18 protein-coding genes are annotated in these 21,056 nt (G+C 54.8%); 7 read left to right on the forward strand and 11 right to left on the reverse strand.

Annotated elements, in window-relative coordinates; genetic code table 11:
* Positions 1-12 precede the first annotated feature (12 nt).
* The 11 genes from dusB to BJP35_RS16345 all read right to left on the reverse strand — a co-directional run bounded on the left by dusB (position 13) and on the right by BJP35_RS16345 (position 10,057).
* A complete protein-coding gene (gene dusB, locus BJP35_RS16295; protein WP_014171871.1) occupies positions 13-978 on the reverse strand; it encodes a tRNA dihydrouridine synthase DusB in 966 nt (321 codons plus the stop codon).
* Between the two features lie 330 nt (positions 979-1,308).
* Positions 1,309-2,049 carry a carbonic anhydrase gene (locus tag BJP35_RS16300; protein WP_040018719.1) on the reverse strand — a complete coding sequence of 247 codons (741 nt, stop codon included), beginning with the start codon at positions 2,047-2,049 and terminating at the stop codon, positions 1,309-1,311.
* Positions 2,050-2,186: 137 nt separating this feature from the next.
* Positions 2,187-3,068: a 50S ribosomal protein L11 methyltransferase gene (gene prmA, locus BJP35_RS16305; RefSeq protein ID WP_014171869.1), complete on the reverse strand. Its 882-nt coding sequence runs from the start codon at positions 3,066-3,068 to the stop codon at positions 2,187-2,189.
* A gap of 11 nt (positions 3,069-3,079) precedes the next feature.
* Entirely contained in the window at positions 3,080-4,531 is a 1,452-nt protein-coding gene (panF, locus tag BJP35_RS16310; RefSeq protein WP_040018722.1) for a sodium/pantothenate symporter, read from the reverse strand.
* Positions 4,521-4,763, reverse strand: a complete 243-nt coding sequence (locus BJP35_RS16315) for a YhdT family protein (RefSeq protein ID WP_006178860.1) — start codon at positions 4,761-4,763, stop codon at positions 4,521-4,523. Before BJP35_RS16315 ends, panF begins: the two co-directional genes overlap by 11 nt.
* Before the next feature lie 110 nt (positions 4,764-4,873).
* Complete coding sequence (gene accC / locus BJP35_RS16320; protein ID WP_020883502.1) at positions 4,874-6,223, reverse strand: acetyl-CoA carboxylase biotin carboxylase subunit; 1,350 nt, start codon at positions 6,221-6,223, stop codon at positions 4,874-4,876.
* A 10-nt stretch (positions 6,224-6,233) separates the two neighbouring features.
* Positions 6,234-6,695, reverse strand: coding sequence for an acetyl-CoA carboxylase biotin carboxyl carrier protein (accB, locus tag BJP35_RS16325; protein WP_014171866.1), 462 nt, complete (start codon positions 6,693-6,695; stop codon positions 6,234-6,236).
* Between the two features lie 21 nt (positions 6,696-6,716).
* Entirely contained in the window at positions 6,717-7,169 is a 453-nt protein-coding gene (aroQ, locus tag BJP35_RS16330) for a type II 3-dehydroquinate dehydratase (protein ID WP_047743801.1), read from the reverse strand.
* Positions 7,170-7,403: 234 nt separating this feature from the next.
* Positions 7,404-8,003: a protein-methionine-sulfoxide reductase heme-binding subunit MsrQ gene (msrQ, locus tag BJP35_RS16335; RefSeq protein WP_014171864.1), complete on the reverse strand. Its 600-nt coding sequence runs from the start codon at positions 8,001-8,003 to the stop codon at positions 7,404-7,406.
* Positions 8,004-9,005 (reverse strand): protein-methionine-sulfoxide reductase catalytic subunit MsrP, encoded by a 1,002-nt coding sequence (gene msrP / locus BJP35_RS16340; protein WP_086463430.1) that lies wholly within the window; start codon positions 9,003-9,005, stop codon positions 8,004-8,006. It lies immediately after the preceding gene.
* A gap of 77 nt (positions 9,006-9,082) precedes the next feature.
* Positions 9,083-10,057 (reverse strand): MDR family oxidoreductase, encoded by a 975-nt coding sequence (locus BJP35_RS16345; RefSeq protein ID WP_020883505.1) that lies wholly within the window; start codon positions 10,055-10,057, stop codon positions 9,083-9,085.
* 182 nt (positions 10,058-10,239) lie between these two features.
* Between BJP35_RS16345 and csrD the strand changes: the two genes are divergently transcribed.
* From csrD to yhdP, 7 genes are all read left to right on the forward strand, one after another.
* Complete coding sequence (gene csrD, locus BJP35_RS16350; protein WP_047743797.1) at positions 10,240-12,180, forward strand: RNase E specificity factor CsrD; 1,941 nt, start codon at positions 10,240-10,242, stop codon at positions 12,178-12,180.
* A gap of 281 nt (positions 12,181-12,461) precedes the next feature.
* Positions 12,462-13,505, forward strand: coding sequence for a rod shape-determining protein MreB (gene mreB, locus BJP35_RS16355; RefSeq protein ID WP_000913396.1), 1,044 nt, complete (start codon positions 12,462-12,464; stop codon positions 13,503-13,505).
* 61 nt (positions 13,506-13,566) lie between these two features.
* On the forward strand, positions 13,567-14,583 hold the full coding sequence (mreC, locus tag BJP35_RS16360; protein WP_014171860.1) for a rod shape-determining protein MreC: 1,017 nt from the start codon (positions 13,567-13,569) through the stop codon (positions 14,581-14,583).
* The gene (mreD, locus tag BJP35_RS16365; protein WP_014071997.1) at positions 14,583-15,071 is read left to right on the forward strand and encodes a rod shape-determining protein MreD; all 489 of its coding nucleotides are present in this window, start codon (positions 14,583-14,585) and stop codon (positions 15,069-15,071) included. The genes mreC and mreD overlap by 1 nt, the downstream gene beginning before the upstream one ends.
* Before the next feature lie 9 nt (positions 15,072-15,080).
* Positions 15,081-15,674 (forward strand): nucleoside triphosphate pyrophosphatase, encoded by a 594-nt coding sequence (locus BJP35_RS16370; protein WP_086463431.1) that lies wholly within the window; start codon positions 15,081-15,083, stop codon positions 15,672-15,674.
* Positions 15,664-17,133 (forward strand): ribonuclease G, encoded by a 1,470-nt coding sequence (gene rng / locus BJP35_RS16375; RefSeq protein ID WP_014885432.1) that lies wholly within the window; start codon positions 15,664-15,666, stop codon positions 17,131-17,133. The genes BJP35_RS16370 and rng overlap by 11 nt, the downstream gene beginning before the upstream one ends.
* Positions 17,134-17,175: 42 nt before the next feature.
* Positions 17,176-20,976 carry an AsmA2 domain-containing protein YhdP gene (gene yhdP, locus BJP35_RS16380; RefSeq protein WP_047743794.1) on the forward strand — a complete coding sequence of 1,267 codons (3,801 nt, stop codon included), beginning with the start codon at positions 17,176-17,178 and terminating at the stop codon, positions 20,974-20,976.
* Positions 20,977-21,056: the final 80 nt, after the last annotated feature.

Raw genomic sequence — 21,056 nt, forward strand, 5'->3', positions numbered from 1 at the left:
CTCTTTATTTCATTACGCAAGATTTTCGAAGTATGCCTCCAACGCCTCCAGCTGTACGCTGGCATCCTCTATGGCGTTGAATGTGCGCCGAAACTGGTCATTTGGAGCGTGCTCCTGGAGATACCAGGATACGTGTTTACGCGCAATTCGGTACCCTTTTGCCTGACCATAAAAGTCATGCAATTCCCGAACATGCGAACAAAGCAAGCGCTTTACCTCTGCCAGTGGCAGTGGGGCAAGCAACTCCCCAGTGTCCAGATAATGCTGGATTTCCCGAAAGATCCAGGGTCTTCCCTGAGCGGCACGTCCTATCATCAGAGCATCAGCTCCCGTATAGTCGAGCACAGCTCTGGCTTTAAGCGGGTCAGTAATGTCACCATTCGCGATAACCGGAATGGAAACTTTCTGCTTAACTGCCCGAATGCTGTCGTATTCAGCTTCACCATTGAACAAACAGGCGCGAGTGCGTCCATGGATGGTCAGGGCCTGAATGCCACAGTCTTCGGCCAGTTGGGCAATCTCTACACAGTTACGGTGTTCCGGCGACCAACCCGTGCGAATCTTCAACGTAACAGGAACGTCCACTGCGCTGACAACCGCGGTCAGGATAGACTTCACCTGGTCGGGGTATTGCAGAAGGGCTGAACCTGCAAGCTTGCGATTCACTTTCTTGGCCGGGCAACCCATATTGATATCAATAATCTGGGCGCCACTTTCCACGTTAATCCGCGCGGCATCTGCCATCTCTTCAGGCACGCTTCCGGCAATTTGCACGGTGCGAATACCTGGTTCATCAACGTGCACCATCCGAAGGCGGGACTTATCGCTTTCCCACACTTGTGGGTTAGACGACATCATCTCGGAAACGGTTAAACCTGCCCCCATCTCATAGCACAGCGTCCTGAACGGCCGGTCGGTAATACCTGCCATTGGGGCTGCGATCAGGCGATTTCTGAGCTGGTAGTGTCCGATGCGCATGAGTTAAGAAATGACCATACTGTGACTGCAAGGCGGCGTATATTACGCATTTTTTGCACGAGATGAAAGGCCAAACTTTGAACAATCCACTGTTGTAGATCAAGGAATCGCAGCTCTGTCCTTCAGGTGAAAATTATAAACCTGTTAAATCATAAAGTTATGATGGAATGATTATTTTATAGCCGCTTACAATTTCCCGTAACTTCTCATCATTTCTGAATAAATGCATCACTTGAGCGGGATAATCTGCTGTTTTTAGCAGCAGATTATCCCGCTTGTTTGCGATCTGAGTCGCATTTTAGAACATGATCTGCATGCGAAAAATGCGCATTATTCGACGACTACGCGACCATGAAGGGGTTGTACCGGGCGGTTATTTTCGTGGTGCATCGTATGGGAGAATTTCTCAAGCTGCTCTGCAGAGACGGTCAGCGGGTGCTTCAGTACAATCCAGGTTACCCCCTCTGAGCACGGCGGCGTGGTCAGCGAGCCGCTAAAGCGCCAGTATGTTTTATCTTTTGGAATCAGCTTGTTCAGATTGAGATCTTGCTTAATCGAGACGTTCTGTTCGGCCTGCTCAGGCATGACGCTCCACAGCTTATCCAGCTCCGGGTTCGCGGCCCCTTTATCGAACATGACCGCCACCACCGCCAGCTCTCCGGCCGCGTTTTTGTGCACCAGATGCATTTCCATCGCAAATTTCTTGCCATGTACGGTGTTTTCGCTCGGGGCGTGGAAATGGAACTGTTGCAGGGTCCAGGTTTGCTTATCGAGGGTAAGGGTATCGCGGGTTTCCGGCTTTTCACTTGCCTGAATGGTGTGGCCGTTGTTCGTCAGCGTCACAGGGCCATCAATGTAATGCGTTTGCAGCGGGGAGAGGTGCGCGTTCGCGGTGGATTCAATGTTGATGGGGGACTGGTTCATCCCGCTTTGACAGGTTTTGTAAGCCTCGTCCAGTTCGCCCCAGTGTTCCGGTGCGCCTTCGCCTTCGTAGCTCCAGTGTGATGCGCAGGCTGAAGCCGAGATAATGCTCAGCGCAAAGAGCGCTGCCTTGCCAGTAAAGTGGGTCATAGTATTCTTCCGGTGAATTATTGTGGTTCAAACCATTGTTATCAATATGATTTGTGTGGGTATTTTACCGGAGAAGGGCACGGGAAGAGAGGATTATCGGAGGAAGAGAGGCGTGGTCAGATGACCACGCCAATGGCTTACTTTTTACGGCCCGTAATACGACACCACTCTTCTTTTTCGACCACCGGGTCGAGGGCGAAAAGATCGGCGTAGGCTTCGCAAACGCTGTCAGCCTGGCTTGCCAGGATCCCGGAAAGCCCCAGCAGACCGCCGTCAACGGGCAGCACGCTGATTAACGGGGCCAGTTCGCGTAATGGGCCGGCCAGAATGTTCGCCACCACCACATCGGCTTTCATGGCTTCTGGCTGCGCATCCGGCAGATACAGTTCAAGGCGGTCAGAAACGCCGTTGCGCTCAGCGTTATCACGGCTGGCCTGAATAGCTTGTGGATCGATATCGATCCCAATGGCTTTGGCCGCGCCCAGTTTCAGCGCCGCGATAGCGAGGATCCCGGATCCGCATCCGAAGTCGATCACCGTCTTGCCGTCCAGATCCAGACTGTCCAGCCACTGCAGGCACAGAGAAGTCGTCGGGTGAGTACCGGTCCCAAATGCCAGGCCCGGATCCAGCATCACGTTTACCGCGTTTTCATCCGGAACGTCACGCCAGCTCGGGCAGATCCACAGACGTTTACCGAACTGCATTGGGTGGAAGTTATCCATCCACTCGCGTTCCCAGTCTTTGTCTTCCAGCTGTTCGATTTTGTGTGCAAAACCCGCACCCAGCAGCGGATGATTTTCCAGGATCGCGACAACCTCTTTCATGTCAGTTTCTGCATCAAACAGGCCAATAACGTCGGTATCACCCCACAGGCGGGTTTCGCCCGGCAGTGGCTCAAACACCGGCGTGTCATGCGTGTCCTGGAAGGTGATGGAGACCGAACCGGCTTCCATCAGCGCATCGCTTAGCTCTTCGGCGTTAGCGCCGGTTGTATTCAGTTTTAGTTGGATCCACGGCATGGCAAAACTCTTTATTTATCAGTAGAAATCGTAGCGGGCTGTGGGACAGGCTGACCGAAACGGTTCCCGACCACAAACGCCAGTAAACTTAACAGTAACGAAGGCACAATAGGATGGAAGCCCAGGTACTGAATTTTAAATGTAGCTAGCACGGCATACAGCACACCGCCGACAATCATGCCGCTCAGGGCGCCGGCAGCGTTGGCGCGCTCCCAGTAGAGGCCCAATACCAGCGGCCACAGGAAGACGGCTTCAAGGCCGCCAAACGCCAGCAGGTTCAGCCAGATAATCATCTCCGGCGGACGCCATGCGGCTAACAGCAGCAGCGCGCCTAAAACGAGCGTAATCACCGCCGACATACGCTTCAGGCGTCGTTCATTTTGCACCTGCTCAGGACGCAGGTTCAGATAGAGATCTTTAATGATCGTAGCGGAACTCTGCAGTAGCTGGGCGTTAATGGTCGACATTATGGCGGCCATTGGCGCGGCGAGGAATATCCCCGCGGCAAAAGGCGGAAGCACTTTGACCATCAGGGTTGGGATCACCAAATCGGGAACCGTAAGGTCGGGGATCACCGCACGTCCTAACGCACCCGCCAGATGCATGCCGAACATCAGGATTGCAACAACGATCGTCCCGATAATAATACCCCGGTGAACGGCTTTGCTGTCTTTATATGAAATACAACGCACGGCGGTATGCGGCAGGCCAATAACACCAAAGCACACCAGCACCCAGAACGACGTCATAAATGTTGGCGAAAGGATATCATCCGCACCCTGCGGGGAAATCAGTTTCGGGTCAATCGCTTCCAGAGTTTCCACGGCATGGCTCAGACCACCTGCAGCGTGGACAATTCCCACCAGCAGAACGATTGTGCCAACGAGCATCACCATCCCCTGCAGCGTATCGTTCAGCACGCTGGCGCGAAATCCGCCAAACGCGGTATACAGCGCAATGCTCACCCCAAAGATGATAAGGCCCGTCTCATAGGGGATCCCTGCAGCGGTTTCCAGCAGACGTGCCCCGCCGATGAACTGCACCGTCATTGCACCAATAAACGCGACCAGCAGGCTTAAGCTTGCCAGCCACACCAGCAGACGGCTCTGGTAGCGCGCAAACAGCATATCGTTGAGCGTCACGGCGTTATAACGGCGTGCCAGAATGGCAAACTTTTTACCCAGTATACCCAGCGAGAGCCAGACGGCAGGCAGTTGAATCATTGCCAGCAGCACCCAACCTAACCCGTATTTATAGGCTGCACCGGGGCCACCGATAAACGAGCTGGCGCTGATATAGGTGGCGGTAAGCGTCATGGCCAGCACGACACCGCCCATCGAGCGACTGCCGAGGAAATACTCATTCAGGAAAGTGCCGGTGGTTCTCTTACGCATTGCATAAACGGACAAACCAAACACGACCACCAGATACGCGACCAGCGGCAGAATGACTTCAAGCTGCATCATCATCCTCCAGCGGGATATCCCGGTAGATAAATTTCACCATTGCCCAGCACAGCAGGATAAAGACCAGCGGCACCAGCAGGCAGGCCATTTCGAACCAGTGAGGCAGGCCGGTAATGCCGATAGCCGAGTCAGGTAAGTAAGCGGTCACCAACCATGCGGCAAGATAGAGAAGGGTCAGCCACAGCGCCCATCGCGCTTCTTTATGGGCCTGAACAAAACGCTTGTCCATTTTTTGTCCCTTGTGGATGAATAAAGCGGGGATTGTACATGATGGGGCTTTCCGATCCCCAGAAATAAAAAAAGGCCGGATTATCCGGCCTTTTTGGCGTGACTGCGCGCTTACTTCTCTTGCAGACCGAGTTTTTTCTCCAGATAGTGGATGTTAGTCCCACCATTCTGGAAGTGCTCGTCGCTCATGATACGCATCTGCAGTTCAACGTTGGTTTTGATACCGTCGATGATCAGCTCCTGCAGGGCGTTCTTCATGCGGGCAATTGCCACGTCACGGTTTTCGCCGTAGCAGATAAGCTTACCGATCATGGAGTCATAGTACGGCGGTACGGTGTAACCCGCGTAGATATGAGACTCCCAACGCACACCAAAGCCACCCGGCGCGTGGAAACGCGTGATTTTACCCGGGCTTGGCAGGAAGGTATTCGGGTCTTCGGCGTTGATACGGCATTCCACCGCATGGCCTTTGACCACAACTTCTTCCTGTTTGATGGACAGAGGCTGACCCGCAGCGATACGCAGCTGTTCTTTGATCAGGTCAACGCCGGTAATCATTTCGGTAACCGGGTGTTCTACCTGAATACGGGTGTTCATCTCAATGAAGTAGAACTCGCCGTTTTCGAACAGGAACTCGAAAGTACCCGCACCGCGATAGCCGATATCGACACAGGCTTTAGCACAACGCTCGCCGATGTAGCGACGCAGTTCCGGCGTAATGCCCGGTGCTGGCGCTTCTTCAACCACTTTCTGGTGACGACGCTGCATGGAGCAGTCACGTTCTGCCAGATAGATAGCGTTACCCTGACCGTCAGCCAGCACCTGAATTTCGATGTGGCGTGGGTTTTCCAGGTATTTTTCCATGTACACCATGTCATTGCTGAAAGCTGCTTTCGCTTCCGCTTTGGTCATGGAGATGGACTGAGCCAGTTCAGCATCGCTACGCACAACGCGCATACCGCGACCGCCGCCGCCGCCGGACGCCTTGATGATAACCGGATAGCCAATGCGTTTCGCATGAGCACGGTTAGCATCCATGTCATCGGTCAGAGGACCGTCAGAGCCCGGTACGGTTGGAACACCGGCTTTTTTCATCGCGGTGATTGCGGACACTTTGTCGCCCATCAGGCGGATAGTGTCAGCTTTCGGGCCGATGAAGATAAAGCCAGAGCGCTCAACCTGCTCAGCAAAGTTGGCGTTCTCAGAGAGGAAGCCATAACCCGGATGAATTGCCACCGCGCCGGTGATTTCAGCGGCGCTGATGATAGCCGGGATGTTCAGATAGCTTTTTACGGACGGAGCCGGGCCAATACAGACCGTCTCATCCGCCAGCAATACGTGTTTTAAATCGCGATCCGCGCTTGAGTGCACAGCGACGGTCTTGATGCCCAGTTCTTTACAGGCACGAAGAATACGCAGTGCAATCTCGCCGCGGTTGGCGATAACAATTTTATCCAGCATGTTCGCCTCGTTACTCGATGACGACCAGCGGCTCGTCAAATTCAACCGGCTGACCACTTTCGACCAGAATCGCTTTCACAGTGCCTGATTTGTCTGCTTCGATCTGGTTCATCATTTTCATCGCTTCAACGATGCACAGGGTATCGCCTGCGTTGACTTTCTGACCCACTTCGATGAACGCTTTCGCGTCCGGGCTCGGGGTGCGGTAGAAAGTACCAACCATTGGGGAACGTACGATGTGACCACTGATTTCTGCTGCAGCGGCAGGTGCGGCTTCAGCTGCTGGTGCAACGGCTGCGGAAAGCGCAGGCTGCTGCACTGGCGCAGCATAAGCCTGCTGCATTACCGGGAAGCTAGCGGCTGGGGCTGCACGGCTGATGCGTACAGACTCTTCGCCTTCAGAAATTTCCAGTTCGGAGATGCCTGATTCTTCAACCAGCTCGATCAGTTTTTTAATCTTACGAATATCCATGAGTGGGTTCCGTACTCTTGTTTAGTGTGATTGTGACAAGCGTTTTACCGCTGTCTGTAAAGCGTATGAATAGCCGTCAGTGCCCAGTCCGCAAATAACGCCAGCGGCGATATCTGATAGATAGGAATGGTGGCGGAACGGCTCTCGGGCGTGCACGTTGCTCAGGTGGATCTCGATAAACGGGATACTCACTGCGAGCAGTGCGTCGCGAATAGCAACACTGGTGTGCGTAAACGCGGCCGGATTGATCAGGATATAGTCCACAGTGTCTTTAGCCTGATGAATACGGTCGATGATTGCGTACTCCGCGTTCGACTGAAAATGATCCAAATCCACATTCAGCGACGTTGCTTCCGTGCTCAGACGGTTAACAATTTCACTCAATGTTAGCGAGCCGTACTTCTCTGGCTCGCGGGTGCCGAGCATGTTCAGGTTCGGTCCGTTTAAAACTAAGATATGGAACTTATCAGCCATTGTGCCGCTATCTCCTGCGATTCTCCGGTAAAAAACAAAATATACCTTCGAAGCATGATTGTCACCTTTTCAGAGGCCTAAAACCGCTGTCGGGTAAACCAAAGTCGCACATTATAACGATTTCGTAGCATTTGGCAGCTAAATACTGGTCTTATCAGGGAAGATTATCAACCGCTATCCGAAAAAGATTCGCGGTTGACAGGGATTCTGCGGGAAAACGCACAGTTTCGCGAATTATCGCAACCACTGACGGAACTTCTTGTAACGCCATGCTAAAAGCGCCACAGCCAGCAGCGCGTAGAGTATGGGCTGCGGGGAGAGGATCTTCACCGACCACAGATAATGGATGGGGGCGAGGATCGCGACAAGATAGACGAAGTTGTGCAGCAGTTGCCAGCGCCTGCCCAATGTACGTTGTGCATATTGCGTTGATGTCAGTGCTAATGCCAGTAACACCAGCCAGCTCACGATACCTAACGTCAGGTACGGACGGGTGACCAGTTCGCGGCCCAGCAGTGCCAGGTTGTTAATGCCCAGTTCCAGCAAGGCGTAGCTGGTCAAATGGAGCGTCGCCCAGGCAAAACACCATAGTCCCAAAAGCCGGCGGGTGCGAATCAATAATGGCTGTTTAGCGTAGCGCGCTAACGGTGACACCAGCAAGGTCGCCAGTAAAAATTTCAGAGCCATCCGACCGGTAAAGTGCTGGATATCCTTTGCCGGATCAGCGCTAAAAAGCCCCTGGCTGGCGGCCCAGAATAACCAGATAAAAGGAAGCAACCCGGCTAAGTGCAACAGCACTTTCAGCCAGGTTATCTGTTTTGCCGTTAAACGCACTCAGAAGTTCTCCCGTAAATTAAGGCCACGGTAAAGCGACGCCACTTCATCAGCGTAGCCGTTAAACAGCAGTGTCGGCTGACGCTTCACATCCAGCGCGCCGCCGGAACCGATAAATCGCTCGGTGGCCTGTGACCAGCGGGGATGATCGACGTGCGGGTTCACATTGGCAAAAAAGCCATATTCGTCGGGCGCCGCCAGGTTCCAGGTCGTGGGTGGATGTTCGCGGGTGAGCTTAATGCTGACGATAGATTTAATCCCTTTAAAACCATACTTCCACGGCACCGTTAAGCGAACAGGCGCGCCGTTCTGCGGCGGGAGTGCTTTGCCGTAAACACCGACGGTCAGTAGCGTAAGAGGATGCATCGCTTCGTCGAGCCGTAACCCTTCGACATACGGAGACGCAACCCCACCGCCGATAAACCGATCTTTCTGGCCCGGCATCTCGTCCGGGGCGTAGCGCGTCTGGAAAGAGACATATTTTGCGTTGCTGGTGGGTTCAACCATCGCCAGCAGTTTATGCAGCGGGAAGCCTACCCAGGGCACAACCATCGACCAGGCTTCCACGCAGCGCATGCGGTAGATACGCTCTTCCAGTGGAAAACGGGTGGTGAGATCGTGATGGTCCAGCGTCAGCGGTTTTGCCACTTCACCGTCGATTTTCAGCGTCCACGGATCGGTTTTCATACTCCCCGCGTTGGCCGCAGGATCGGCCTTATCGAGACCAAATTCGTAGAAATTGTTATAGCCGGTCACTTTGTCTTCCGGCGTGAGCGTCAGTGTGTTTTGCCACTGCGCGGGCTTCGTAAAGGTGAGTGGGGCGCCGGAAGGGGCTTTGGGGCGATCGTTACCTTTAAACCAGTCGAGCAGGTCGGCATGAGCCGCAGGGGAAAGCGTCAGTGCGGTGGCGCTGATGCCAAGCATTTTCAGGATCTGGCGGCGCTGTAACATAAAGACAGATTCAGACGTTACGTCGGCTTCCGTCAGTTTTCGGGTTTTCATGGCATCCTCCGTCATGCGTTTTTCTAAGCATGACGGAGGAGAGGGATTAGCGCGAATATGTCACGAAAATTTGAAGATTAGGCAATTTTCACCAGCGCGCGGCCGTGGAACTGGTTGTCCATGATCTTGCTGGCATATTCAGGCGCCTGGCTAAGCGTGATTTCGGTTGCGCTCTGAGTAAAGAACGTGTCCGGCAAATCGCGCTGCAGACGTTCCCAGGCTGCAATGCGGCGCGCCGCCGGGGTCATCACGGAATCAACACCCTGCAGGCGAACGTTACGCAGAATAAAGGGCATCACGGTGGTGGGCAGGGCAAAACCACCCGCCAGACCACAGGCTGCCACGCAGCCGCCGTAGTTCATCTGCGCCAGCACTTTTGCCAGCACTTTGTCACCGACGGTATCTACCGCACCTGCCCAGAGCTGTTTTTCCAGTGGACGTGTTTCGGCAAACTCGTCGCGGCTCAGGATGCGATTAGCGCCGAGCTGACGCAAGTATGCATGGGTGCTCTCGCGCCCGGAAACTGCCGCAACCTGGTAACCCAGTTTGTGCAGCAATGTCACCGCCGTGCTGCCCACACCACCGCTGGCACCGGTCACGACGATCTCACCCGATTCAGGGCGAATACCTGCATCTTCCAGCGCCATCACGCACAGCATGGCGGTAAAGCCTGCGGTACCGATGATCATCGCTTTACGACCATCCAGGCCTTGTGGCATCGGCACCAGCCAGTCGCCTTTCACGCGCGCCTGTGTCGCCAGCCCACCCCAGTGATTTTCACCCACGCCCCAGCCCGTGAGCAGCACCTGCTGGCCGGCATGGAAGCGCGGATCTTCGCTCGCATGAACCCGGCCCGCAAAATCGATACCTGGCACCATAGGGAAATTTCGGATGATTTTACCCTTCCCGGTAATAGCCAGCGCATCTTTATAATTTAAACTGGACCAGTCGATGTCGACGGTCACTTCGCCTGCCGGCAGTCGGCTCTCTTCAACGGCCTGCACCGAGGCAAGCGTTTTGCCGTCCTGCTGTTCTAAGATCAAAGCCTGCATACAGGGTCCTCACGACTCAGATGATTGGAAAATAGCTCCTGAAGACTATACTCCCTCAGGGAAAAGCAATGCCGATTTAACGCAATAAATTGCCAGATACGCCAGGTTTGATAGTATGCCGCATTTGAAATGCAAGTTAGCGCTTACTCGCTACCCCCTCAACCCACGGAGTTATCTCAAGGATGCGATTAACGACGAAGTTCTCGGCTTTTATCACCTTACTGACGGGGCTAACCATTTTTGTCACGCTCCTTGGCTGTTCTCTGAGCTTTTATAACGCCATTCAGGACAAGCTGGTTAATCGGGTGCAGTCTGTCGCGTCGGTGATTGATAATCGTCTCCTCACCACCCCGCTGCCGGCGCTGTCCCGCGAGCTGGATGAGTTGATGGTGCCTGTCGATATTGTCCAAATCGACATTCTGCAGGGAAAGCATAACGTTTTAAGCCATTCCCGGCAGGACAGCTATCGGCCTGCGGGCGTGGTAAGCCAGTACCGGGAAGTGACGGTGCACTCCCTTAAAAACCCGGGCATGACCATAAACATGGTCTACCTCGATCCGATGGCCAGCTACTTCCGCTCGATGATGACCACCGCGCCGCTCACCGTCGCCGTCGCGTTTATTGTCCTGCTGATTTTTCTCGCGGTTCGCTGGCTGCGCCGTCAGCTCTCTGGTCAGGAACTGCTGGAGATGCGTTCCGTGCGAATACTGAACGGTGAACGCGGCCCGCAGGTGCGTGGCTCGATCCATGAATGGCCTGCGCGTGCCAGCAGTGCGCTGGATACGCTGCTCTCAGAAATTCAGTTCGCCAGCGACCAGCGCAGCCGTATGGACACGCTCATCCGCTCTTACGCTGCGCAGGATAATAAAACCGGGCTCAATAACCGTCTTTTCTTTGATAATCAACTGGCCACGTTGCTGGACGATCCGGAAAAAGTCGGGACGCACGGTGTTGTCATGATGATTCGCCTGCCCGATTTCGATCTGCTGCGCGACACCTGGGGACAGCGCGTGGCGGAAGAGAATCTCTTTACGCTGATCAACCTGCTCTCCACCTTTATTATGCGTTATCCGGGTGCGCTGCTGGCCCGTTATCACCGCAGCGACTTTGCCGTGCTGCTGCCTCACCGTACGCTGAAAGAGTCAGAAAGCATCGCCAGCCAGCTGCTGAAAGCGGTGGATGCGCTGCCGCAGAGCAAAATGCTCGACAGGGACGATATGGTTCATATGGGCATCTGTGCATGGCGCGGCGGCCAGTCGACGGAACAGGTGATGGAACATGCTGAAGCGGCAACCCGCAACGCCGTGTTGCAGGGCGCTAACGGCTGGGCAGTATACGACGATTCGTTACCGGAAAAAGGGCGCGGCAATGTGCGCTGGAGAACGTTAATAGAGCAAATGCTCAGCCGCGGCGGGCCGCGCATTTATCAAAAACCGGCGGTGATGAAAAACGGGAACGTTCATCACCGTGAGCTGATGTGCCGTATTTTTGACGGTACGGAAGAGGTCATCTCCGCGGAATATTTGCCGATGGTGCTACAGTTTGGGCTTTCTGAAGAGTACGACCGCCAGCAGATCACCCGACTCATGCCGTTTTTATCCTTCTGGCCCGAAGAAAACCTGGCGCTACAGGTTACCGTGGAGTCGTTAATTCGCCCGCGTTTTCAGCGCTGGTTGCGTGATACATTAATGCAATGCGAAAAATCGCAACGCAAACACATTATTTTTGAACTTGCTGAGGCGGATGTGGGTCAACACATCAGCCGGTTACGTCCGGTAGTACGGTTGATTAATGCGCTAGGTGCCCGTGTCGCGGTCACGCAGGCGGGTTTAACGCTGGTCAGTACTAACTGGATTAAGGAACTGGATGTGGAGTTATTAAAGCTGCATCCAGGGCTGGTAAGGAACATTGAAAAGCGCACGGAAAACCAGCTGCTGGTACAGAGTCTGGTGGAAGCGTGCAAGGGAACGCGAACACAAGTCTTTGCCACGGGCGTGCGCTCCAGAAGCGAATGGCAGATGTTGACAGAGCGCGGTGTGACGGGCGGTCAGGGGGATTTTTTTGCCTCCTCTCAGCCGCTTGACACCAATGTGAAAAAATATTTGCAAAGATACTCTGTTTGACCTGCCGTTTAATCCGTTTTCACGTAGAATATCGCGCCTGTAGCTTTGAGTATGACGAGCAAAAAGCCAGTGAACGACCTTTAGCGGGTTACAAATGTCAGTGAGGGACGCTACTGTGTACTCAGCCCTGAGGGAATCAGGGAAAGATTTGTAACATCAGGATACGTACTGCACAAATTTTCACCGCTGCAGATGATTTTTGCGCCTTGTCGCTGCTGCGTGTGGTTGGTAAAGTAAGCGGATTTTGTTTTCCGCCCCAGCTTTCAGGATTATCCCTTAGTATGTTGAAAAAATTTCGTGGCATGTTTTCCAATGACCTGTCCATTGACCTGGGTACCGCGAATACCCTTATTTACGTTAAAGGACAAGGCATCGTATTGAATGAGCCTTCCGTTGTGGCCATTCGTCAGGATCGTGCCGGCTCGCCGAAAAGCGTAGCCGCGGTGGGTCATGACGCGAAGCAGATGCTGGGACGTACCCCTGGCAACATCGCCGCAATCCGCCCAATGAAAGACGGCGTTATCGCTGACTTCTTCGTGACTGAAAAAATGCTTCAGCACTTCATCAAGCAGGTTCACAGCAACAGCTTCATGCGCCCAAGCCCGCGTGTTCTGGTGTGTGTGCCGGTTGGCGCCACCCAGGTTGAACGTCGTGCAATCCGTGAATCAGCCCAGGGTGCAGGCGCGCGTGAAGTGTTCCTGATTGAAGAGCCAATGGCGGCGGCAATCGGTGCGGGTCTGCCTGTTTCTGAAGCGACCGGTTCTATGGTGGTGGATATCGGTGGTGGTACCACTGAAGTGGCCGTTATCTCCCTGAACGGCGTGGTGTACTCCTCTTCCGTGCGTATCGGTGGCGATCGTTTCGACGAAGCCATCATTAATTATGTGCGTCGTAACTACGGTTCCCTGATCGGCGAAGCGACCGCTGAGCGTATCAAGCATGAAATCGGTTCCGCTTACCCGGGCGATGAAGTGCGTGAAATCGAAGTTCGCGGCCGTAACCTGGCTGAAGGTGTTCCACGCGGCTTTACCCTGAACTCCAACGAAATTCTGGAAGCGCTGCAGGAACCTCTGACCGGTATCGTGAGCGCAGTGATGGTTGCCCTGGAACAGTGCCCACCAGAACTGGCGTCTGACATCTCCGAGCGCGGTATGGTTCTGACCGGTGGTGGTGCGCTGCTGCGTAACCTCGACCGCCTGTTAATGGAAGAGACAGGTATTCCTGTCGTAGTTGCAGAAGATCCACTGACTTGCGTCGCCCGTGGTGGTGGCAAGGCGCTGGAAATGATCGACATGCACGGCGGCGACTTGTTCAGCGAAGAGTAGTCATTGTGAAAGGGTAGCGTATCGCTACCCTTTCTCTCTGACACGAGAATACGCATAGCCTATGAAGCCAATTTTTAGCCGTGGCCCATCGCTACAGTTTCGCCTCATTCTGGCGGTCCTGGTTGCGCTTGGGGTCATTATTGCCGATAGCCGCCTCGGTACGTTCAGTCAGATCAGAACGTACATGGATACCGCCGTCAGTCCTTTCTACTTTATTTCAAATGGTCCCCGTGAGTTGCTCGACTCCGTTTCTCAAACGTTGTCTTCACGTGACCAACTCGAACTCGAAAACCGGGCATTACGTCAGGAACTGCTGTTGAAAAACAGCGAGCTGCTGATGCTGGGACAATATAAGCAGGAAAACGCGCGTCTGCGCGAGCTGCTTGGCTCGCCGCTGCGTCAGGATGAGCAGAAGATGGTGACGCAGGTGATCTCCACCGTCAACGATCCTTACAGCGATCAGGTGGTGATCGACAAAGGAAGCGTGAACGGTGTGTATGAAGGTCAGCCTGTTATCAGTGATAAAGGCGTTGTAGGCCAGGTTGTTGCTGTGGCCAAACTGACCAGCCGCGTTCTGCTGATCTGCGATGCCACGCATGCGCTGCCGATTCAGGTACTGCGTAATGACATTCGCGTCATCGCGGCCGGTAACGGGTGTACCGACGATCTCCAGCTGGAACATCTGCCGGCTAACACGGACATTCGTGTGGGCGACGTTCTGGTGACGTCGGGTCTGGGTGGACGTTTCCCTGAAGGGTATCCGGTTGCGGTTGTCTCTTCGGTGAAGCTTGATACGCAGCGTGCCTATACCGTGATTCAGGCGCGTCCAACCGCAGGTTTACAGCGTCTTCGCTACCTGCTGCTGCTGTGGGGCGCCGACCGCAATGGTGCTAACCCCATGACGCCTGAAGATGTTCATCGCGTCGCGAATGAACGCCTGATGCAAATGATGCCGCAGGTTCTGCCGGCACCGGATGCCATGGGACCCCCTGCGCCAGTACCGGCCCCTGCTACGGGGCTAACGCAACCGCTGCCGGATGCACCGCCACCGCCTAAACTCTCCTCGGGAGGGCAGTAGTGGCAAGTTACCGTAGCCAGGGACGCTGGGTTATCTGGCTCTCATTTCTCATTGCGCTGTTACTGCAAATCATGCCCTGGCCGGACGACATTCTCGTTTTCCGGCCAAACTGGGTATTGCTCATTTTGCTCTACTGGATCCTTGCCCTGCCGCACCGCGTAAATGTCGGCACAGGTTTTGTGATGGGTGCCATACTGGATCTCATTAGTGGCTCTACGCTTGGCGTGCGCGCCTTGTCCATGAGTATTATTGCGTACCTCGTCGCACTTAAATTCCAGCTCTTTCGTAACCTCGCGCTCTGGCAACAGGCGCTGGTGGTGATGTTGTTGTCGCTTGCTGCGGATATCGTTGTTTTCTGGGCAGAGTTTTTAGTGATCAACGTCTCTTTCCGACCGGAAGTGTTCTGGAGTAGTGTAGTAAACGGTGTGCTCTGGCCGTGGCTGTTCCTGCTGATGCGTAAGGTTCGCCAGCAGTTTGCTGTGCAATAAAAGGTTTCTATGACGTCTCTATATCTTGCTTCTGGTTCTCCGCGTCGTCAGGAGTTGCTCACTCAACTGGGCGTCTCCTTTGAACGCATCGTTACGGGCATCGAAGAGAAACGCGCTGAAGGCGAAAGTGCTCAGCAGTACGTTTCTCGGCTGGCGCGTGAGAAAGCGAAGGCAGGCGTGGCGCAAACGCCGCGTGACTTGCCGGTGCTGGGGGCAGATACCATCGTTATTCTTAACGGTGAAGTGCTTGAGAAACCGCACGACGCTGAACATGCGGCGCGCATGCTGCGCAAAATGTCCGGACAAACACATCAGGTAATGACCGCCGTCGCGCTGGCGGACAGCCAGCACGTGCTGGATTGCCTGGTGGTGACGGACGTGACATTCAGAGTGCTTACCGACGACGAGATCGCCGCTTATATCACCAGCGGTGAACCGATGGATAAGGCAGGTGCATACGGTATTCAGGGGCTGGGTGGCTGTTTTGTCAGGAAGATTAATGGCAGCTATCACGCCGTAGTCGGCTTACCGCTGGTGGAAACGTATGAGTTGCTGAGCAATTTTAACTCACTGCGTGAGGGAAGGGATAATTATGACGGCTGAATTGTTGGTAAACGTAACGCCATCGGAAACCCGTGTGGCCTATATTGATGGTGGCATTCTTCAGGAAATTCATATTGAGCGTGAAGCGCGGCGCGGAATAGTAGGCAATATCTACAAAGGTCGTGTCAGTCGTGTACTACCGGGTATGCAGGCGGCTTTTGTAGATATTGGACTGGATAAGGCGGCATTTTTACATGCCTCCGACATTATGCCGCATACCGAGTGCGTCGCGGGCGAAGAGCAAAAGCAGTTTGCCGTGCGCGATATCTCCGAACTGGTGCGTCAGGGTCAGGATCTGATGGTCCAGGTCGTCAAAGATCCGCTGGGCACAAAAGGCGCCCGTCTGACTACCGACATTACCTTGCCTTCCCGTTATCTGGTCTTTATGCCTGGCGCGTCCCACGTGGGCGTTTCGCAGCGCATTGAGAGCGAAAGCGAGCGCGAGCGTCTTAAGAAAGTGGTCAGCGCTTACTGCGATGAACAGGGCGGGTTTATCATCCGTACCGCCGCAGAAGGGATCAGTGAAGACGATCTGGCGTCTGATGCGGCCTACCTCAAGCGCGTCTGGACCAAAGTCATGGAGCGTAAAAAACGCAACCAGACCCGCTACCAGCTTTACGGCGAACTGGCGCTGGCTCAGCGCGTCCTGCGTGATTTTGCCGATGCACAGCTCGACAGAATTCGCGTGGATTCCCGCCTGACCTATGAAGCACTGCTGGAATTTACCGCCGAATACATTCCCGAAATGCCTGGCCTGCTGGAGCATTACACGGGGCGTCAGCCTATCTTCGATCTCTATGACGTCGAAAATGAGATCCAGCGAGCGCTGGAACGCAAGGTTGAACTGAAGTCCGGCGGCTATCTGATCATCGATCAGACCGAAGCGATGACGACGGTGGATATCAACACCGGCGCGTTTGTCGGTCATCGCAACCTGGATGACACCATCTTTAATACCAACATCGAAGCCACGCAGGCCATCGCCCGCCAGCTTCGCCTGCGCAATCTGGGTGGCATTATCATCATCGACTTTATCGATATGAGTAATGAAGACCATCGCCGTCGTGTGCTGCACTCGCTGGAGCAGGCGCTGAGTAAAGATCGCGTGAAAACCAGCATCAACGGCTTCTCACAGCTGGGGCTGGTGGAAATGACGCGTAAGCGTACCCGCGAAAGCGTGGAGCACGTGCTGTGCAATGAATGCCCAACCTGCCACGGACGTGGCACAGTAAAGACGGTTGAGACCGTCTGCTACGAGATCATGCGTGAAATCGTTCGCGTTCATCATGCCTACGACTCCGATCGTTTTCTGGTCTATGCTTCCCCTGCGGTGGCTGAAGCGCTGAAAGGCGAAGAGTCGCACGCGCTGGCGGAAGTGGAAATCTTTGTCGGCAAACAGGTAAAAGTTCAAATCGAACCGCTCTATAACCAGGAGCAGTTTGACGTCGTGATGATGTAAGACGCGGTACGCCGCGTGACCAAAGCTGACAAGGAGAGATGAGTGAGGCGATTGCCGGGGATTTTATTGCTTACAGGGGCAACGCTGGTCGTGATTGTCGCGTTGCTCGTGAGCGGGCTGCGCCTCGTTTTACCGCATCTGGACAGCTGGCGTCCGCAGCTGCTGGCAAAAATCGAATCCACCACCGGTGTCCCGGTGGACGTGAGCCAGATAAGCGCCAGCTGGCAGAATTTTGGCCCGACGCTTGATGTCCGGGATATCAATGCCAGCCTGAAAGATGGCGGCTATCTGAAAATCAAACGCGTCACCCTGGCGCTGGATGTCTGGCAAAGCCTGCTCCATTTTCGCTGGCAGTTCCGCGATCTCACCTTTTATCAGCTTCAGTTTCTGACCAATACCCCGCTGTCCGGCGGCGACAGCAATCAGAGCCTTGAAACCAACCGCTTCAGCGATCTCTTCCTGCGTCAGTTCGATCATTTCGATCTGCGCGACAGCGAAGTGAGCTTTATTACCCTCTCCGGGCAGCGCGCTGAACTGGCGATCCCACAGCTGACCTGGCTCAACGGCAAAGAACGCCATCGCGCGGAAGGACAGGTGAATCTCTCCAGCCTGAACGGCCAGCACGGCGTGATGCAGGTTCGTATGGATCTGCGCGACGACGACGGTTTGTTAAATAACGGCAAGGTATGGCTGCAGGCCGACGACGTGGATGTTAAGCCGTGGCTCGGCGACTGGTTACAGCAAAATATGCAGCTGGAAACCGCCCGTTTTAGCCTTGAAGGCTGGATGACCCTGACGAAAGGGGTATTTGCCAGCGGCGATATCTGGCTTAAGCAGGGTGGCGCAAGCTGGAAGGGCGAAAAACAGCAGCATCAACTTTCGGTCGATAACCTCACCGCGCACGTGACGAAAGAGAAAGAGGGCTGGCAGTTTGCCATTCCGGACACACGCATCACCATGGATAACAAACCCTGGCCGCGCGGTGCTCTGACGCTGGCCTGGATGCCGGAGCAGGATGTCGGTGGGGCGACCAGCAAACGCAGTGACGAGCTGCGTATTCGCGCCAGCAACCTTGATCTGGCCGCAATAGAAGGTCTGCGCTCGATGGCCGCCAAGCTCTCTCCGGACCTGGGTGAGATCTGGCTGGCAACGCAGCCAAGCGGAAAGATAGATTCGCTGGCGCTGGATATCCCGCTTCAGGCCACGGAAAAGACCCGTTTTCAGGCCGCATGGAAAGGTCTGGCCTGGAAGCAGTGGAAGATGTTACCGGGGGCGGAAAACTTCAGCGGTAAGCTGGAAGGGAGCGTTGAGAACGGCAGGCTAACGGTCGATATGCATGACGCCAAAATGCCTTACGAAACGGTCTTCCGTGCGCCGCTGGAAATTGAACAAGGCAATGCGGTGCTCAACTGGCTGCGTAACGATAAAGGTTTCCAGCTGGATGGGCGCCATATCGATGTGAAAGCCAAAGCGGTGCATGCGCGTGGCGATTTCCGCTATCTGCAGCCTGAAGGTGAAGAGCCGTGGCTGGGTATTCTGGCCGGGATCAGCACTAACGACGGTTCTCAGGCCTGGCGCTACTTCCCCGAGAACCTGATGGGCAAAGCGCTGGTGGACTATCTGAGCGGCGCGATCCAGGGCGGTCAGGCGGATAATGCCACCCTGGTCTACGGCGGTAATCCGCATCTTTTCCCGTACAAGCACAATGAAGGTCAATTCCAGGTGCTGGTGCCGCTGCATAACGCCACCTTCGCCTTCCAGCCGGGCTGGCCTGCGCTGAAAAATCTCGACATTGAACTTAATTTTATCAATGACGGATTATGGATGAAGGCAGACAACGTGGCGCTGGGCGGCGTAACGGCCAGTAACCTGACGGCAAACATTCCGGATTACTCAAAAGAGAAGCTTTTGATTGATGCCGACATTAACGGCCCCGGGAAAGCAGTCGGCCCCTATTTTGAAGACACGCCGCTGAAAGAGTCACTGGCAGCCACCCTTCAGCAGCTGCAGCTGGATGGCGATGTGAGTGCTCGCTTACATCTTGATATCCCGCTCGACGGTGAAATGACCACCGCCAAAGGCGACGTCCGTCTCAATAACAACAGCCTGTATATTAAGCCGCTTGAAAGCACCCTGAAGAACCTCAGCGGGCAGTTTAGCTTTGAGAACGGTAACCTGAAGAGCGAGCCGCTCACGGCCAGCTGGTTTAATCAGCCTGTGAATATTGATTTCTCGACCACCGAGGGCGAGAAAGCTTATCAGGTAGCCGTCAACCTGGACGGCAACTGGCAGCCATCGCGCATGGATGTTCTGCCAAAGCCGATTGAGGAGTCCGTTAACGGTGCAGTCTCCTGGAATGGCAAGGTGGCAATTGAACTGCCTTATCACGCCGGTGCGCGCTATAAAGTTGATATCACCGGCGATCTGAAAAACATTCAGAGCCAGTTGCCTGCACCGCTGGATAAATCGTCCGGTCAACCGCTGCCAATAAAGGTTAACGTCGATGGCAATCTTAACAGCTTCGCGCTGACCGGCAGTGCGGGTGAGAAAAACCATTTCAACAGCCGCTGGCTGCTTAACCGTAAGCTCACGCTCGACAGAGCCATCTGGACGACGGACAGCCGCACCACGCCGCCGCTGCCCGATCACACCGGCATTGAGCTTAATCTGCCGCCAATGGACGGGGCCGAGTGGCTGGCCCTGTTCCAGAAGGGCGTGGGCCAAAACGTTGATGAGGCTGCCCAGTTCCCGCAGAGCATTACTGTTCGTACGCCGTCGCTGATGCTGGGTGGACAGCAGTGGAATAACCTGAGCATTGTTTCGCAGCCAACGGCGAACGGGTCAAAAGTCGAAGCCCAGGGCCGCGAGATCAATGGCACGCTGACCATGCGCGACAATGCGCCGTGGCAGGCGGCGATTCGCTATCTCTACTACAACCCGGCCACCGCGAGCGGAAAAGATCATCCGTCAAATACGGCGCCGTTGAATAACCCAACCCGTATCGACTTCAGCGGCTGGCCCGATCTCCAGCTACGCTGTGCTGAGTGCTGGCTTTGGGGTCAAAAGTATGGCCGTATTGACGGCGATTTCGCCATTAAGGGGAATACGCTGAGCCTTGCGGGCGGACTTATCGACACCGGCTTTGGCCGTCTGAGGGCCGCCGGGGAGTGGGTTAATAACCCGGGCGAGCAGCGAACCTCTTTGAAGGGTGACATCAAGGGCAATAAACTGGATTCCGTGGCTAACTTCTTTGGCATCAGCACGCCGCTGCGGGGGTCATCATTTGACGTGAATTACGATCTCCACTGGCGTGCGGCACCGTGGACGCCGGATGAAGCCTCGCTGAACGGCATTCTGAAAACCCGCTTTGGCAAGGGTGAGATTGCCGATGTGAGTACCGGGCATGCGGGCCAGATACTGCGTCTGTTGAGCTTTGATGCCCTGCTGCGTAAGCTGCGTTTCGACTTTAGCGATACCTTCAGCGAAGGTTTCTATTACGACTCTATCCGCAGTACGGCATGGATCAAAGACGGGGTGCTGCATACCGACGATACGCTGGTGGACGGCCTGGAAGCGGATATTGCGATGAAAGGCTCGGTCAACCTCGTGCGCCGCGAACTGGATATGGAAGCGGTGGTGGCACCTGAAATTTCTGCCACCGTCGGCGTGGCGGCGGCTTTTGTGGTGAACCCGATTGTCGGTGCGGCGGTGTTTGCCGCCAGTAAAGTGTTGGGGCCGCTGTGGAGCAAAGTCTCTATTCTGCGCTATCGCATCACCGGGCCGGTGGATAAACCGCAGATTAATGAAGTGCTGCGCCAGCCGCGCAAAGATGCACAGCAATGATTTGACGTGGGCAGGTAATTGCCTCACTCTCAATAAATACGATTTATATACCGCCACGGGCGGCAACGAACGAGTAGCAA

Origin of the sequence: Enterobacter sp. J49 (assembly GCF_002148625.1) — a bacterium.
Classification (GTDB): domain Bacteria; phylum Pseudomonadota; class Gammaproteobacteria; order Enterobacterales; family Enterobacteriaceae; genus Enterobacter; species Enterobacter ludwigii.